This is a genomic window from Amycolatopsis sp. lyj-109, assembly GCF_046548995.1.
In the GTDB taxonomy this organism is placed as follows: Bacteria; Actinomycetota; Actinomycetes; order Mycobacteriales; family Pseudonocardiaceae; genus Amycolatopsis.
This window is the reverse complement of sequence record NZ_JAJPWR010000023.1, coordinates 88,443-104,121: the sequence shown is the minus strand read 5'-3', so window position 1 is coordinate 104,121 and position 15,679 is coordinate 88,443. Positions and strand designations below refer to the sequence as shown.

The 15,679-nt window shown below is 71.5% G+C and carries 9 protein-coding genes; all 9 read left to right on the top strand.

The window, feature by feature from the left end:
• The first annotated feature begins 6 nt into the window (after positions 1 to 6).
• The 9 genes from ACLJQF_RS38005 (at position 7) to ACLJQF_RS37965 (ending at position 15,679) form a co-directional block, all read left to right on the top strand.
• Positions 7 to 957 (top strand): DUF1702 family protein, encoded by a 951-nt coding sequence (locus ACLJQF_RS38005; RefSeq protein ID WP_410615148.1) that lies wholly within the window; start codon positions 7 to 9, stop codon positions 955 to 957.
• Positions 954 to 2,927: an FG-GAP repeat domain-containing protein gene (locus ACLJQF_RS38000; protein ID WP_410615120.1), complete on the top strand. Its 1,974-nt coding sequence runs from the start codon at positions 954 to 956 to the stop codon at positions 2,925 to 2,927. The genes ACLJQF_RS38005 and ACLJQF_RS38000 overlap by 4 nt, the downstream gene beginning before the upstream one ends.
• A 4-nt stretch (positions 2,928 to 2,931) precedes the next feature.
• The gene (locus ACLJQF_RS37995) at positions 2,932 to 3,939 is read left to right on the top strand and encodes an enediyne biosynthesis protein (RefSeq protein WP_360685697.1); all 1,008 of its coding nucleotides are present in this window, start codon (positions 2,932 to 2,934) and stop codon (positions 3,937 to 3,939) included.
• The gene (locus ACLJQF_RS37990) at positions 3,936 to 5,321 is read left to right on the top strand and encodes a cytochrome P450 (RefSeq protein WP_410615119.1); all 1,386 of its coding nucleotides are present in this window, start codon (positions 3,936 to 3,938) and stop codon (positions 5,319 to 5,321) included. The genes ACLJQF_RS37995 and ACLJQF_RS37990 overlap by 4 nt, the downstream gene beginning before the upstream one ends.
• A 34-nt stretch (positions 5,322 to 5,355) precedes the next feature.
• The gene (locus ACLJQF_RS37985) at positions 5,356 to 5,925 is read left to right on the top strand and encodes a DUF5987 family protein (protein WP_364367073.1); all 570 of its coding nucleotides are present in this window, start codon (positions 5,356 to 5,358) and stop codon (positions 5,923 to 5,925) included.
• Entirely contained in the window at positions 5,922 to 7,574 is a 1,653-nt protein-coding gene (locus tag ACLJQF_RS37980) for a GMC family oxidoreductase N-terminal domain-containing protein (RefSeq protein ID WP_410615118.1), read from the top strand. Before ACLJQF_RS37985 ends, ACLJQF_RS37980 begins: the two co-directional genes overlap by 4 nt.
• 140 nt (positions 7,575 to 7,714) lie before the next feature.
• Entirely contained in the window at positions 7,715 to 8,767 is a 1,053-nt protein-coding gene (locus tag ACLJQF_RS37975; protein ID WP_410615117.1) for a carboxymuconolactone decarboxylase family protein, read from the top strand.
• 44 nt (positions 8,768 to 8,811) lie between these two features.
• Positions 8,812 to 9,606: a TIGR03084 family metal-binding protein gene (locus tag ACLJQF_RS37970; protein WP_410615116.1), complete on the top strand. Its 795-nt coding sequence runs from the start codon at positions 8,812 to 8,814 to the stop codon at positions 9,604 to 9,606.
• Between the two features lie 244 nt (positions 9,607 to 9,850).
• Positions 9,851 to 15,679, top strand: a complete 5,829-nt coding sequence (locus tag ACLJQF_RS37965) for an SDR family NAD(P)-dependent oxidoreductase (protein ID WP_410615115.1) — start codon at positions 9,851 to 9,853, stop codon at positions 15,677 to 15,679.

The following is a 15,679-nucleotide window of genomic DNA, read 5'->3' as shown; positions in this document are numbered from 1 at the left end:
CGCCGCATCCTGACACCGAACGTTTCGGAGACCTCGCTGGAAAAGCGTGGCTTCCACCGCAAGAGCCCAGCCGCTCAAGAACGACTCGAGACGGTCGGGGAGAAATTCCTCCTCGGGTACGCACACGCGGTCGAGGCGCGTTCGGTCGAGCAAGCCGAAGAATGGCTCGAGCGCATTCCACCGCAGTTCCGCGGCTTCGCCTACGAAGGCGCGGGAATGGGGTACGGCGTCCTCGACGGGCTGCCGTTCGGCAAGAGCACGAACATCGCCGAATTCCTGGCCGGCCCCGGTGAGAAGCACGACTACATCATCTACGTCGGGGTCGGCTGGGCCATGTGCCGGCTCCCGCGGTTCGCGTGGCCGAAGGCCTCGGCGTTCGACCCGCTGCTGCGCTGGCTCGTGCTCGACGGCTACGGCTTCCACCAGGCGTACTTCAAGACCGACCAGTACATCCGGCAGCAGTACCAGGAGCCGGGTTTCTCGTGGCCGGACAAGCGCTACGACGGTTACGCGTTGCGCGCCATCGACCAGGGCATCGGCCGGGCGCTGTGGTTCATCTGCGGTACCGACGTCGAGCTGGTGACGAAGACGATCGAGGAGTTCCCCGAGTCGCGCCACGGCGACCTGTACGCCGGGGTCGGGCTGGCCTCGACCTACGCGTGCGGCGTCACGGCCGACGAGCTGCGGGAACTGGTCGACCGGGCCGGCATCCACCACGGGCCGCTGGCGCAGGGAAGCGCGTTCGCGGCCGAGTGCCGGGTGCGCTCGGGCCTGATGATCCCGGAGACCGAGATGGCGGCCCGGGCGATCTGCGGGCTCCCGGCCGAGCGCGCGGCGGCCATCACCCAAGAGGTCCGGCCGGAGGTGGTCGTCGACGGTGACGACGTCCCGGCGTTCGAAATCTGGCGGCGGCGGATCGCCGACGAAGTCCTGACGCACGGAGGTGTGCACGAATGACCGCGACCTTGGGCCGGCTGCGCAAGCAGCTGGCGGGCATCGTGGCGCTGGCGCTGATCTTCAGCCTGTTCCTGGTCGCGCGCCTGCCCAGCGTCTCCGCCGCCGAGCAGGACTCGATGGCGAGCAAATTCCACTTCACGCCGATGTCGATCGCGCTGCCCGCGGCGAAGAAGGCGCAGTCGATCCGCACGGTGAACAAGCAGTATAAGGACATCGCCGCGTGGATCTCCTCGGTCGGCGCCGCGATCGCGCTCAACGACATCAGCGGCTCCGGCAAGGCCAACGACCTCTGCCTCGTCGACACCCGCAGCGACCAGGTCGTCATCACGCCGGCGCCGGATTCGGGCCCGCGGTACGCGCCCTTCGAGCTCGATCCCGCGCCGGTGCTGCCGACGTGGGACTACATGGCGCCGATGGGCTGCGTCCCCGGTGACTACAACGAAGACGGCCGGACCGATGTGCTGGCCTACTACTGGGGCCGCACGCCCGTGCTGTTCCTGCAGAAGGCCACCGCGACGAAGTTCGACGCGTCCGCGTTCCAGCCGGTCGAGCTGGTGGCGGGCAACCACCGCGGCCCGGACGGCAAGTACAACGGCCCGCTGTGGAACACCGACTCCGCCACCATCGGCGACTTCGACGGCGACGGGCACGTCGACATCTTCATCGGGAACTACTTCCCGGACAGCCGGGTCCTCGACCCGAACGCCGACGGCGGCATCACCATGAACCAGTCGATGTCGCACGCGCTGAACTCGGGCGCGAAGTACATCTACCGCTGGACCGGCGCCGCGTCCGGCGCGAACCCGAGCGCGCAGTACGTCGACGCTTCGCAGGGCATCCCGGAAAGCGCGCGGTTCGGCTGGACGCTGGCCTCCAGCGCGACCGACATCGACGGCGACAGCCTGCCGGAGCTCTACATCGCCAACGACTTCGGGCACGACCGGCTGCTCTACAACAAGTCCACGCCGGGCCACATCGAGCTCGCCGAGGTCACCGGCGTCCGCGGGATCACCGACCCGAAGTCGAAGGTGCTGGGCAACGACTCCTTCAAGGGCATGGGCGTCGACTTCGGCGACCTGAACCACGACGGGCTCTACGACCTGTTCGTCAGCAACATCACCACGTCGTGGGGCATCGAAGAGTCGAACTTCCAGTTCATGAACACCGCGAAGAACACCATGGACCTGCGCAAGCAGCTGCAGGACGGCGTCGCGCCCTTCGAGGACGAGAGCGGGAGCCAGGGGACCGCCTGGTCCGGCTGGGGCTGGGACGTCAAGATCCAGGACTTCAACAATGGCGGCGAGAACCAGATCGCGCAGGCGACCGGGTTCGTCAAGGGCGAGGTCAACCGCTGGCCGAACCTGCAGGAGCTGGCCACGGCGCACGACGGCATGCTGTCCAACCCGCTCTGGTGGCCGAACGCCCGTGCCGGTGACGACATCGGCGGCGACCACACCCTGCACTTCTTCGTGAAGAGCGCGGACGGCCGGTACACCGACCTCGCGCCGCAGCTGGGCTTGGCGGTCCCGGTGCCCACCCGCGGCATCGCCGTCGGCGACACCGACGGCGACGGCCTGCCCGAGTTCGCGGTGGCGCGGCAGTACGAGGCGCCGATCTTCTACCACAACGACAGCCCGAACCCGGGCAAGTACCTGCAGCTGAAGCTGTTCACCGACGCCCCGGTGGCGCCCGGCCCGCTGCCCGCGGCCGGCCCGCCCGCGATCGGCGCCCAGGCCACCGTGACGACGGCGGACGGCAAGAAGTACCTCGGCCGGGTCGACGGCAGCAGCGGTGAGGCCGGCCGGCGCAGTTTCGACGTCCAGATCGGCCTCGGGCACGACGTCAGCGGCCCGCTCGACGTGCACCTGCAGTGGCGGGACCGGACCGGGCAGCTGCGGACCCAGAACCTGAAGCTCGAACCCGGTTGCCACATGTACCAGCTCGGCACCACGGCGAAGGAAGCGATGTGACGTGATGGCGACCCCGACTCTGACCAAAGTGGACACCGCGCCACCGAAGCGCACCGACAAGGTCACCACCGCCTTGCGCCGCTTCGCGATCTCGATCACGATCTTCAACATCGTCGGCTACACCGTGCTCGGCTTCGAGCAGCCGTGGCTGTACCCGTTCGTCGCGCTGGCGACCGCGTACACCACGGAGATCCTGCTCGAAATCATCAACGCCCGCGTCACCTCGCGCGCGGTCCGCTTCAAGGGCAACGGGTTCAAGGGGCTGATGGAGTTCCTGCTCCCGGCGCACATCACCGGGCTCGCGCTGAACATGCTGACCTACGTCAACGACCGGATCCTGGTGATGATCTTCGGGGTCGTCGTCGCAGTCGGCACGAAGTGGATCCTGCAGGCGCCGGTGTACGGCCGGATGCGGCACTTCATGAACCCGTCGAACTTCGGCATCACCATCATCCTGCTCCTGTTCCCGTGGGCCAGCATCGCCCCGCCGTACCACTTCACCGAGCAGATCCCCACCTGGGGCGGCTGGCTGATCGTCGGCATCATCCTCGCGTCGGGCACGGTGCTCAACGCGCTGCTGACCGGCCGGATGTTCCTCATCGCGGGCTGGCTGAGCTTCTTCGTCATCCAGGCCGTCGTCCGCGGCTGGCTCTTCGGCACGTCGATCCCCGGCGCGCTGGCGATGGCCACCGGTGTCGCGTTCGTGCTCTACACCAACTACATGGTGACCGACCCGGGCACGTCGCCGTCGAAGCCGGGTTCGCAGTTCGCCTTCGGGGCCGGGGTGGCGCTCGCGTACGGCTTCTTCACCGCCGTGCACGTGGCCTACGGGCTCTTCCTGGCCACCGCGACCGTCTGCTTGATCCGCGGCATGTTCCTGTGGGCCCTGCACTTCTCGAACAAGGCGCGGATCAAGTTCGAGGCCGAGCAGGCCGAGCAGAAGGCGAAACTGGAGCTCGCGCCCGCGCCGGCGGAAGCGGGTGGCGAGAAGCCGGGAGCCGTCGCGGCATGACCGGCCGCCAGCACCGAGCCCGGGCGGCGCACGCCGCGCCGCCCGGGCCGCCGCGCCGGGCGACCCTCCGGTTGCTGAAGCAGCTCTTCACCGACCGGCTCGCGCTCATGGGCGACAACGCCGAGGTCTACGGCGACGTCGTCCGCATCGCCATCGGCCCGAAGGCGATGTACCTGGTGAACCACCCGGACCTCGCGAAGCACGTCCTCGCGGACAACGCCGCGAACTACCACAAGGGCATCGGCCTGCAGGAGGCCCGCCGGGCCCTCGGCGACGGCTTGCTCACCAGCGACGGGGAGACCTGGCGCGAGCAGCGGCGGACCATCCAGCCGGTGTTCCAGCCGAAGCGGATCTCGCGGCAGGCCGCCGTCGTCGCGGCCGAAGTGGACGCGCTGATCCAGCGGCTGGCCGCGCACGACGGGCCGGTCGAGATCCTGCACGAGATGACCGGGCTGACCCTCGGCGTGCTCGGCAAGACGCTGCTCGACGCCGAGCTCGGCGGGTACGAAACGCTCGGCCACTCGTTCGAGGCCGTGCAGGACCAGGCCATGTTCGAGGCGGTCACGCTGAGCGCGGTCCCGCAGTGGGTGCCCTTGAAGAAGCAGCTGGAGTTCCGCACCGCGCGCGACGACCTGCGCCGGATCGCCGACGAGCTCGTCGAGCAGCGGCTGGCGAACCCGGTCGAGAACGGCGAAGACGTGCTGTCGCGGCTGATCGCGTCCGGGTCCGGGCAAGGTGCGTCGCGCGAACGCATGCGGGACGAGCTGATCACCCTGCTGCTGGCCGGGCACGAGACGACGGCGAGCACGCTCGGCTGGGCCTTCCACCTGATCGACGAGCACCCGGAGGTCGGCGAGCGGCTGCACGCCGAAGCCGCCCGAGTGCTCGGGGACCGGCTGCCCGAGAACGAGGACCTGCGGCGGCTCACCTACACCGTGGCCGTGGTCGAGGAAGTCATGCGGCTGTACCCACCGGTGTGGCTGCTGCCGCGGATCGCCCAGGCCGACGACGAGATCGGGGGGTACCACGTGCCGGCCGGCTCCGACGTCGTCGTGGTGCCCTACACGCTGCACCGGCACCCGGGGTTCTGGACCGACCCGGAGCGGTTCGACCCCGGCCGGTTCGACCCGGCCAACCCGGCCGGGCGGCCGCCGCGGTACGCCTACCTCCCCTTCGGGGCCGGGCCGAGGTTCTGCATCGGCAACAGCCTCGGCGTGATGGAGGCGGTGTTCGTAATCGCCATGGCGGCACGGGACCTGGAGTTGCACAAGGTGCCGGGCAAGGTCGTCGACCCCGAAGCGATGCTCTCGCTGCGGGTGCGCGGCGGGCTGCCGATGACCGTGCACCGCCGGGAACGGACGCGGCGGGCCGAAGCCGCCTGAGTTCATTGTGGACATTCGACGAGGAGGTAGGCCGGTGCAACCCGAGGCCACCGAAGAAGAACGCGTCAACACCATGACCCTCGAGGCCTACGCGGACACGATCGTGCCGGGGGAGAAGCGGTACGAAGGTGACCGGGCGATCGCCGGGGCCGCGCCCGGCCCCGGTTCGGTGGCGGCGGGCGCGCTCGAGCTGCTGCACTTCGACGCGACCGGCGTCACCGTCGGCCTGCCCTACCTCGCGCAGTCGCTCAACGATCACGCGAAGGCCTACGCGGGCGAAGCGGAGCTGTCGCTCGATCACGACGTCCCGCCGTTCGTCGCGCTGCCCTACGAGCACCGCCGCGAGCTGGTGCGGCGGCTGACCGCACCCGGCCACCCGGAGAAGGACGGCTGGGTCAGCCTCGCGCTGTTCTGCAACATGGCCTTCGACAGCGCCGCGCACAAGCACACCGCCGACGCCATCCGCGAGGGGCACCCGGGCCTCCTGGCGCTGGGCTACACCGCACCGGACGCCGACGGGTTCTGGCGGTTCCCGAAGTACGGCTACGGCCGCAAGCTGGCCGAGCTCCACCCCGACACCACGCCTTCCGGGAGCCCCGCATGACTGCCATCGACAAGACCGACGTCCTCATCGTGGGCAGCGGCTTCGGCGGGTCCATCCCCGCCTACCACCTCGCCGCCGGCGGGGCCAAGGTCACCGTGCTGGAGCGCGGGCCGTGGCTGGCCGCGGCCGATTTCGAGCACGACTACCTGCTCGGCTCGTCCTACACGCGGGCGTTCGACTTCGTCGTCGGCGACGGGATGAGCGTGCTCGGCGGCAACTGCGTCGGCGGCGGCAGCGTCGTGTACTTCGCCGCGATGCCGCGGGCGCCGAAGTTCGTCTTCGAGCGCCACGGCAGCATCGGGCGCCGGATGTGGCCGTGGGTGATCAACCGCGACTCGCTCGAGCCGTGGTACGACCGGGTCGACGAGTCGCTGCCGGTGTCCAAACAGGACTGGAGTGACGTCTCCTACGCCGGCGGGCTGTGGGCCGCGGCCTGCAACCACTCGGGCCGGACGGCCAACCCGGCGCCGGTCGCGGTCGACAACGACACCTGCGTCAACTGCAACTTCATGATGGCGGGTTGCAAGTTCGACGCCAAGCGCTCGATGCTGACGAACTACCTGCCCGCGGCCCTCTCGCACGGCGCGGAGATCCGCCCGCTGCACGAGGTCCAGCGGCTCGAGCGCACCGAGGACGGCGACTACCGCGTCTACTTCGACCTGATCGACGAGGAAGATTACCGGATCCACACCGGCAGCGGCGTGATCGAGGCGAAGATCGTCATCATCGCCGCCGGCGCGGGGGCCACCCCGGTGATCCTGCAGCGCTCGGAGGCCGCGCTCGGCACGATGCCGCACGGCGTTGGCCGGTACTTCTCCGGCAACGGCGAGCGGCTCAACACCGCGATCATCGACGAGGACCGCGTCCGCGAGGTGCTGGGACTGTCCCGTGAGGACGGTCCGGTCTACTCGGCCAACCACATCGGCAAGGGCCCGACCGTCGCGAACTGGGACAAGCTCGACGGGTCGCTGCCGGAGTACGAGCGGTACTCGCTGGAGCAGCTGTACTTCCCGCCGGGCCTGGGCACCATCCTCGCCCAGGTGCCCGGCGGCGAGGAGCCGCGCTGGTTCGGGGCGGAGAAGAAGGAAATCCTCAAGCAGTGGGCCAACTGGCTGACGATCTTCCTGATGACCGAGGACGACAACGAAGGCGTGTTCGGTGCCCCGCCGCCCACCGGGAACGCCTACCGGATCTCGCAGCAGATGCTCGGCCGCGGCTCGCTGCGCTACGAGCCGACGACGAACACCCGGCGCGGCTGGGCGCTGGCCGACGCGGACTGCAAGGCGATCATCGAGAAGGACGGCCTGGCGAAGGTCGCGCCGTGGACCAACGACGTCGTCGGGGCGTACACCGTGCACCCGCTGGCGTCCTGCCGGATCGGTGACGACCCGGCGACGTCGGCGCTGTACCCGAACCACGAGCTGCGCAACCACCCCGGCATCTTCGTCACCGACAGCGCGGCGGTGCCGGGCGCGCTGACGGTGAACCCGGCGATGACCATCGCCGCGCTCGCCGAGCGGTCGATCCCGGGCATCGTCCGGGCCCTGCAGGCCCGCGACGTCGACGTCAAGTACGGCGCGCCGGCTCCCGACGGCTCGATCACGGGCCGCCGTGCGGTGTCCAAACTGGACCTGGTCGCCGGGAACTGAGGCACGAAACCCGGAACTCGCGTGATCGAAGCCGGAACTCGCGTGATTCGGCGCGGTACGGCTCCAATCACGCGAGTTCCGGCTCTGATCACGCGAGATCCGGCTTCCGGTACGCGGGTTCGCCGGGTTGAGGAGGAGATATGGCGGCGGGGTTGGTGCGGGTTGCCTTGCGGCGGTCGCTGCGGGAGGTGCGCTACATCGACGTGGTGCGGCCGCGGCGGGCGCGCGGGCTGGTGCGGGAGGTCTACCGGCAGGTGGAGCGGGACTTCGGGATGCTCGCCCCGCCGATCGCGCTGCATTCGCCGTCGCCGGAGGTGCTGGCCGCGGCGTGGCTGATGCTGCGGGAGTCGCTGGTCGCGGGCGGGGCGGCGAGCCGGGCCGGCAAGGAGGCCGTCGCGGCCGCCGTGTCCGCGGCGAACTCGTGCCCGTACTGCGTCGAAGTGCACGCGATGGCGCTCGGGACGCTGGGGGAGCCGGCCGCCGCCGCGGCCATCGAGGCCGGAGACCCCGCGGCCATCCCGGACCGCGGCCTGCGCGCGCTGACGGCGTGGGCGGGCGGTGACGGCGGGCTGCCCGCGGACGTGCCCGAGGACGCCGCGGCGGAGTTCACGGCCGTGGCCGTCGCGTTCCACTACCTCAACCGGGTGGTGAGCGTGTTCCTCGGGCCGTCGCCGCTGCCCGAGGCCGTTCCGCCGACGGCGCGGGCGAAGGCCAAGGCCGTGCTGGGCTTCCTGCTCAAGCCGGGTGCCGCGCCGCCGGCCGGGCAGGCGCTGGACCTGCTGCCCGCCGCGCCGGGGACGGGGCCGGACAGCACGCTGTCCGACGCTTTCGCGCGTGCCGCGGCGGCGATCGAGACCGCCGGGGAACGCTCGGTGCCCTCCCGCGTGCGGGAGCTCGTCCGCCGGGAACTCAAGGCGTGGGACGGGAAACCGCCCGGGCTGAGCCGCGCGTGGGTGGAGCCGGTCCTCGCCGAACTCCCCGCGGAGGAGCACGCACCGGGCCGGATCGCGTTGCTGACGGCCAAGTCGGCCTACCAGGTGACGGCCGCCGATGTCGCCGCGCTCAGTCCGGAAAGGACGGACGACCGCGGGGTGGTCGAGCTGGTGTCGTGGGCGGCGCTCACCGCGGCCGTCGCGGCGGGCGACCGGCTTTCTCCGCCCGCGAAGAGAAGACTTCCCAGGTCGCAACGGTGATGATTGATCAGAAGAAGACGTCGCATCGGGGAAAGGACAGACAGGTGACTGACACCACGGGCGTGATCGCCGACCTGACCGCCGAGGCCGCCGAGGTGGACGCGCTCGTCGCGGGGCTCACCGAGGCGGAGTGGGACACCCCCACGCCCGCGCCGGGTTGGACCGTCCGCCACCAGATCGCGCACCTCGCTTTCATCTTCCGCATCGCAGGGCTGTCGGCGGCGCAGCCGGAGGCGTTCGTCGCCATGACGAAGTCGCTGTCCGGCGGGTTCGAGGCCGCGGTCAACGCCGCGCTGGAGGACTACGTCCACGACCCGGCCGAGGTGCTCCTGACGCGCTGGCGGGCCGAGCGGGACGCGGGGCTCAAGGCCCTCGCGGCCGTGCCCGGGAACCAGCTGGTGCCGTGGCTGGTGAACCCGCTGCCGCCGTACGTGCTGGCGTGCGCGGGGATGATGGAGGTGTTCGCCCACGGCCAGGACGTCGCCGACGCGCTCGGCGTGCGCCGCGAGCGCACCGACCGGATCCGGCACATCGCCGGGTTTTCCGTTCGGGTCCGGGACTTCGGCTACGAGGCGCGGAACCTGACGCCGCCCGCGGAAGAGTTCCGGTTCGAGCTCACCGCGCCCTCCGGGGGAGTCTGTGCGTTCGGGCCCGAGGACGCGGCCCAGCGGGTCACCGGCAGTGCCGAGGACTTCTGCCTGCTCGTCACCCGCCGGCGGCACCGCTACGACCTCGACGTGCACGCGACGGGCACGCTGGCCGACCAGTGGCTCGACATCGCCCAGGCCTATCGCGGGCCGGCCGGGCAGGGACGCCGTCCCGGCCAGTTCGACTCCTGAATCCTTTGTGGACATTTCTGGTCGTTGTCCGGTCGTGCCGACGATCCAGTCACGGGCAGCAGCAGAAGAAGCCGGTCCGCATCGTCCGGAGATGCTGGACCTGGCGGCCCGGAGCACCGGGCAGCGGCGGTGCCGCCAGACGGAGACAGGCCGGCGGCGGGACCTCGGTTCCCGCACCGGTGATCAGCGGAGACCGGACGCTTCCGATGGTATGGGGCTCGAGAGCCAGTGGGAGTGCTGTGGCATGAGCGTAGAGCGGATTTCGATCGTCGGTATCGGTCTCCGGTACCCCGACGCGAGTTCTCCGGAAGAGCTCTGGGAAAACGTGCTGGCCGGGCGCCGGGCGTTCCGCAGGCTGCCGGACGAGCGGATGAACCGGGCGGACTACTACTCGCCCGACCCGAAGGCACCGGACCGCTTCTACTCGCAGAAGGCGGCCGTGCTGCGGGGTTACGAGTTCGACCGGGTGGCGCACAAGGTCGCCGGCAGCACCTTCCGGGCGACCGACACGACGCACTGGCTCGCCCTCGAGGTCGCCGCGGAGGCCCTCGCGGACGCCGGGTTCGGTGACGGCGAGGGTGCCCCGAAGCTGAGCACCGGCGTCGTCATCGGCAACAGCCTCACCGGTGAGTTCTCCCGTGCCAACATCATGCGGCTGCGCTGGCCGTACGTGCGCCGCACGGTCGCGGCGGCGCTGACCGCCCGCGGCTGGGAGGACGAGGACACCGCGAACTTCCTGCGGGAGCTCGAGGTCCAGTACAAGGAGCCGTTCCCCGAGATCAACGAGGACTCCCTCGCCGGCGGCCTGGCCAACACGATCGCCGGCCGGGTCTGCAACTACTTCGACTTCGCCGGTGGCGGGTACACCGTCGACGGCGCCTGCTCGTCCTCGCTGCTTTCGGTGGTGACCGCGGCCAACGCGCTCGTCCAGGGCGACTTCGACCTCGCCATCGCCGGTGGTGTCGACCTGTCGATCGACCCGTTCGAGGTGATCGGCTTCGCGAAGACCGGCGCGCTGGCCAAGCGCGAAATGAAGGTCTACGACGCCGATTCGAACGGCTTCTGGCCCGGTGAGGGCTCGGGCATGCTGGTCCTGATGCGCGAGAGCGACGCGCTGGAGCAGGGCAAGCGGATCTACGCGTCGATCGGCGGCTGGGGGGTGTCCTCCGACGGCAAGGGCGGCATCACCCGGCCCAAGGCGTCCGGGCACCGGCTGGCCCTCAAGCGTGCCTACGACCGCGCCGGCTACGGCGTCGAGACCGTCTCCTACTTCGAGGGCCATGGCACCGGCACCGCGCTGGGCGACGAAACCGAGATCGAGGCGCTCTCCACGGCCCGCCGCGACGCCGACCCGCTGGCCAAGCAGGCCGCGCTGTCGACGATCAAGGGCAACATCGGCCACACCAAGGCCGCGGCCGGCGTCGCCGGCCTGATCAAGGCGTCGCTGGCGGTGTACCACCAGGTCATCCCGCCCGCGACCGGCCACTACACCCCCCACGAGTCGCTCACCGGCTCCTCGGCGCGGATGTACGTCCCGCGCGAGGCGACGCTGTGGCCGGAGGACCAGCCGGTCCGCGCCGGAGTCTCCGCGATGGGCTTCGGCGGGATCAACTCCCACGTCACGGTGACCGAGGCGCCGACCGCGGCCCGGCGCCGGGAGGTCGACGAGCGGGCCCGCTCGCTGGTCGCCGGTCGCCAGGACGCCGAGCTGCTGCTGTTCGACGCCGACGACCTCGCGACCCTGCGCGGGAACATCGCCGCGGTGCTGGAAACCGTGCCGAAGCTGTCGTTCGCGGAGCTGACCGACCTCGCCGGCACGCTGGCGAAGGACCTGTCGGGCAAGCCGGTGCGCGCCGCGGTCGTCGCGGCCAACCCCGAGCACGCCGAGCGGAAGCTGACCAAGCTCCTCGAGCAGCTCGACTCCGGTGACTCGGTCTTCGACAGCGCCGACGGCATCTTCGCGAGCAGCCGCGGCTCCGCGCCGAAGATCGGCTACCTGTTCCCCGGCCAGGGTTCCGGCCGCGGTGGCGACGGGGCGCTGCGCCGCCGGTTCGCCGTGGCGGACGAGATCCACCGGGCCGCCGCGCTGCCCACCACCGGCGACCAGGTCGCCACCGAGGTGGCGCAGCCCCGGATCGTCACCGGTTCGCTGGCCGCGCTGCGGGTCCTGCGCTCGTTCGGCATCGAGGCGTCGACGGCCACCGGCCACAGCCTCGGCGAGCTGACCGCACTGCACTGGGGCGGCGCGCTCGACGAGCGGGCGCTGCTGAAGCTCGCCACGATCCGCGGCAAGGTGATGGCCACGACCGTGGGCGACGGGACCGGCGCGATGGCGAGCATCGCCGCTTCGCCCGGCCGGGTCGAGGAGCTGGGCCTGGGCGACGACGTCGTCATCGCCGGGTACAACGCGCCCGAGCAGACGGTGATCTCCGGGCCGGCCGGGGCGATCGACCGGATCGTCGCCCGGGCGAAGGCCCAGGGGGTCACCGCGACCCGCGTCAAGGTCTCGCACGCCTTCCACTCGCCGGCGGTCGAGCCGGCCGCGAACGCCATGACCGAGCGGCTCGGCGAGTTCGGTTTCGCGCGGCTGGAGCGGCCGGTCGTCTCGACCGTCAGCGGGGACGTGCTGCACGCCGCGGAGGACCTGCCCGGGCTGCTGCGCGACCAGATCGTGCTGCCGGTCCGCTTCCGCGAGGCCGCCGCCAAGGTGGCCGAGCGCAGCGACCTGGTGGTCGAGGTCGGGCCCGGCCGGGTGCTGACCGGGCTGTTCGAGGAGATCGCGCCGGAGACCCCGGTGCTCGCGATTGACACGGACAACGCGTCGCTGCAAGCCCTGCTGCGGGTCGTGGGCGCGGCGTTCGCGCTCGGCGCGCAGATCTCGGTGGACGCGCTGTTCGAAGGCCGGATCGTCCGCGCCCTGCCCGCCGACGGCCAGTTCACCTTCCTGGCCAGCCCGTGCGAGGCGGGGGCGTCGATCGACAGCGAGCTGGCCGCCGAGCTGGCCGCGGAGAAGGCGGAGGCCGCCGCATCGGACGCCGAAACGTCCGACGCGGACACCGGTTCGACGCTGGACCTGCTGCGCAAGTTCGCCGCCGAGCGCGTCGAGCTGCCCCTGGAGGCGGTCACCGCCGACACGCACCCGCTCGACGACCTGCACCTGTCGTCGATCACGGTCGGGCAGCTGGTCAACGACGTCACCCGGGCGCTGGGCCGCCCCGCGCTGGAGGGCATGCCGAACTTCGCGACCGTGTGCCTCGGCGACCTCGCCGAGATGATCGACGAGCTGGCGCAGACGGCGAAACCGGCCGACACCGCCGCCGGCGAGGCCCCCGGCGTGGGTCCGTGGGTCCGGCCGTTCGCGGTCGAGTACGTGCCCGCGCCGCGGCCCGCCGCGGACCTCACGTCGGGGGCGGGGAACGCCGAATGGCAGGTCTTCGCGACGCCGCGGCACCCGCTGGCCGAACCGCTGAAGGCCGCGCTCGCGCGGTCCGGCGCCGGCGACGGCGTGGTGCTCTGCCTGCCGGCGGACTGCGACTCCAGCCACGTCGGCCTGTTCCTCGAAGCCGGTCGCGCGGTCATGGCCGCTCCCAACGGCACGCGGTTCGTGGTAGTCCACCACGGCTACGGGGCCGCCGGCCTGGCCAGGACCCTGCGCCTGGAGGACCCGTCGGCGAAGACGACGATCGTCGACCTCGCCGACCCGGCACCGTCCGATGTGGACGCGATCGCGTCGGCCGTGACCACGGTGGTGGCCGAGGTGGCCGCGACCACGGACTTCGCCGAAGCGCGCTACGGCGCCGACGGCGGGCGCACGGTGCCGAGGCTGTCCGCGCTGCCCGCCCCGAAGCCCGGACCGCTGCGCGACTCGCTGGACGCGACCGACGTCCTGCTCGTCACCGGCGGCGGCAAGGGCATCACGGCGGAGAGCGCGCTGGCGCTCGCCAAGGATTCCGGGGCGCGGCTGGCCCTGCTCGGGCGCAGCGACCCGGAGTCCGACAGCGAGCTGGCGGAGAACCTCGACCGCATGGAGGCGGTGGGCATCCGGTACCGCTACGAGCGGGCCGACGTCACCAGCGCCCCGCAGGTCGCCGAGGCGATCGCCCGGGTGGAGGCCGAACTCGGCCCGGTCACCGCGATCCTCCACGGCGCGGGCCGCAACGAGCCGGCTGCCCTCTTCAGCCTGACCGAGAACAGCTTCCGCAAGACCCTCGCCCCGAAGATCGGCGGCCTCAACGCGGTGCTCGCCGCGGTCGACCAGGACCGGATCAAGCTCCTGGTCACCTTCGGCAGCATCATCGGCCGGGCCGGCCTGCGCGGTGAAGCGCACTACGCCACGGCGAACGACTGGATGACCGAGCTGACCCTGCGCTTCGGCCAGGAACACCCGAAGGCACGGGCGATCGCGCTGGAGTGGTCGGTCTGGTCGGGCACCGGCATGGGCGAGAAGCTCGGCGTGGTCAGCGCCCTGATGCGCGACGGCATCACGCCGATCCCGACCGAGGAGGGCATCACCATCCTCCGCCAGGTGCTGGCCGACCCGGCCGCGCCGCCGGTGCTGGTGGTCTGCGGCCGCACGTCGGGCCTGCCCACGCTACCGATCCAGAAGCGGGAGCTGCCGCTGACCCGGTTCGTCGACCGCGCGATCGTGCACTACCCGGGCGTCGAGCTGATCACCGAGGCGGACCTGTCCGACGGGGCCGACCCGTACCTGACCGACCACCTGCTCGACGGGCAGCTGCTGTTCCCGGCGGTGCTCGGCATGGAGGCGATGACGCAGGCCGCGGCGGCGACGCTGGACCGCACCGGCACCCCGGTGCTCTCCGACGTCGAGTTCCTCCGGCCGATCATCGTCTCGCCCGGCGGGTCGACCACGGTCCGGCTGGCCACGCTGGCCCGCGACGCCGACACCGTGGACGTCGTCATCCGCAGTGACGAGACCGGCTTCAGCGCCGACCACTTCCGGGCGCGGCTGAGCTTCGCACGGCCGGCCGAGCTGGGGGAGAAGGCCGCCCGCGACGTCGCGCTGCCGCCGGTCCCGGTGGAGCCGATCAGCGAGCTGTACGGCTCGGTCCTGTTCCAGGGCAAGCGGTTCCAGCGCGTCCTCGGCTACCGGCGGGCGAGCGCCCGGCACGCGGTCGCCGAGATCGCGACCAGCGCGGACTTCTCGTGGTTCGCGCCCTTCCTGCCCCAGGAGCGGCTGCTGGCCGACCCCGGCACGCGGGACGCGATGATGCACGCGATCCAGTGCTGCGTCCCCGACGCGACGCTGCTGCCGCAGGGAATCGAGAAGCTGTACCTGGCCGAGCCGGGCAGTCAGCACGACGAATACGTCCTGCTGGACGCGAAGGAACGCTCCCAGGACGGCGACAGCTACGTCTACGACCTGGACGTGCGCAACCCCGACGGGACGCTGGTCGAGCGCTGGGAAGGCCTGAAGCTGCGCGCGGTCCGCAAGCGCGACGGCGCCGGGCCGTGGGTCCCCTCGATGCTGGGGTCCTATCTGGAGCGTTCCTGTGAGCGGCTGCTCGGCGGGACGCGGTCGGTGGTGCTCGAGCCGGACCCGGCCGGGCGCCCGGCCGAGGGCATCGCCGAGCGGAGGGCGCAGACGGCGCTCGCCGCGGGCCGGGCGCTCGACCGGCCGGTCGAGATCCGGTACCGCCCCGACGGCAAGCCGGAGTGCGACGGCGGGGTCCACATCACCGCGTCGCACACCGCACAGCTGACCCTCGCGGTCGCCGGTACCAGCCCGGTGGCGTGCGACATCGAGACGGCGATCGAACGCAGCGAAGAGGACTGGGCCGGCCTGCTCGGCGAACAGCTCCTCGCCCTCGGACGGCTGCTGGCCGCCGACACCGGCGAGCCGGTCAGCGTGGCCAACACCCGGGTGTGGAGCGCGCTGGAGTGCGTGCGCAAGACCGGGTCGATGACCCAGGCGCTGACCGTGCGCCAGGTCGACGCCGACGGGTGGGCGCTGCTGGCCTCCGGCAACGCCCGGATCGCCACCTGGTCGACCACCGTCAACGACCGGACCGCCCCGATCGTCTTCGCCGTGCTCCAGACAGAGGGGAACTGA

Bases quoted from the DNA above. Each gene is read 5' to 3' on its own strand.
- ACLJQF_RS37995 (WP_360685697.1), top strand. From the start codon at position 2,932: ATGGCGACCCCGACTCTGACCAAAGTGGACACCGCGCCACCGAAGCGC.
- ACLJQF_RS37980 (WP_410615118.1), top strand. From the start codon at position 5,922: ATGACTGCCATCGACAAGACCGACGTCCTCATCGTGGGCAGCGGCTTC.
- ACLJQF_RS37990 (WP_410615119.1), top strand. From the start codon at position 3,936: ATGACCGGCCGCCAGCACCGAGCCCGGGCGGCGCACGCCGCGCCGCCC.
- ACLJQF_RS37965 (WP_410615115.1), top strand. From the start codon at position 9,851: ATGAGCGTAGAGCGGATTTCGATCGTCGGTATCGGTCTCCGGTACCCC.
- ACLJQF_RS37975 (WP_410615117.1), top strand. From the start codon at position 7,715: ATGGCGGCGGGGTTGGTGCGGGTTGCCTTGCGGCGGTCGCTGCGGGAG.
- ACLJQF_RS38000 (WP_410615120.1), top strand. From the start codon at position 954: ATGACCGCGACCTTGGGCCGGCTGCGCAAGCAGCTGGCGGGCATCGTG.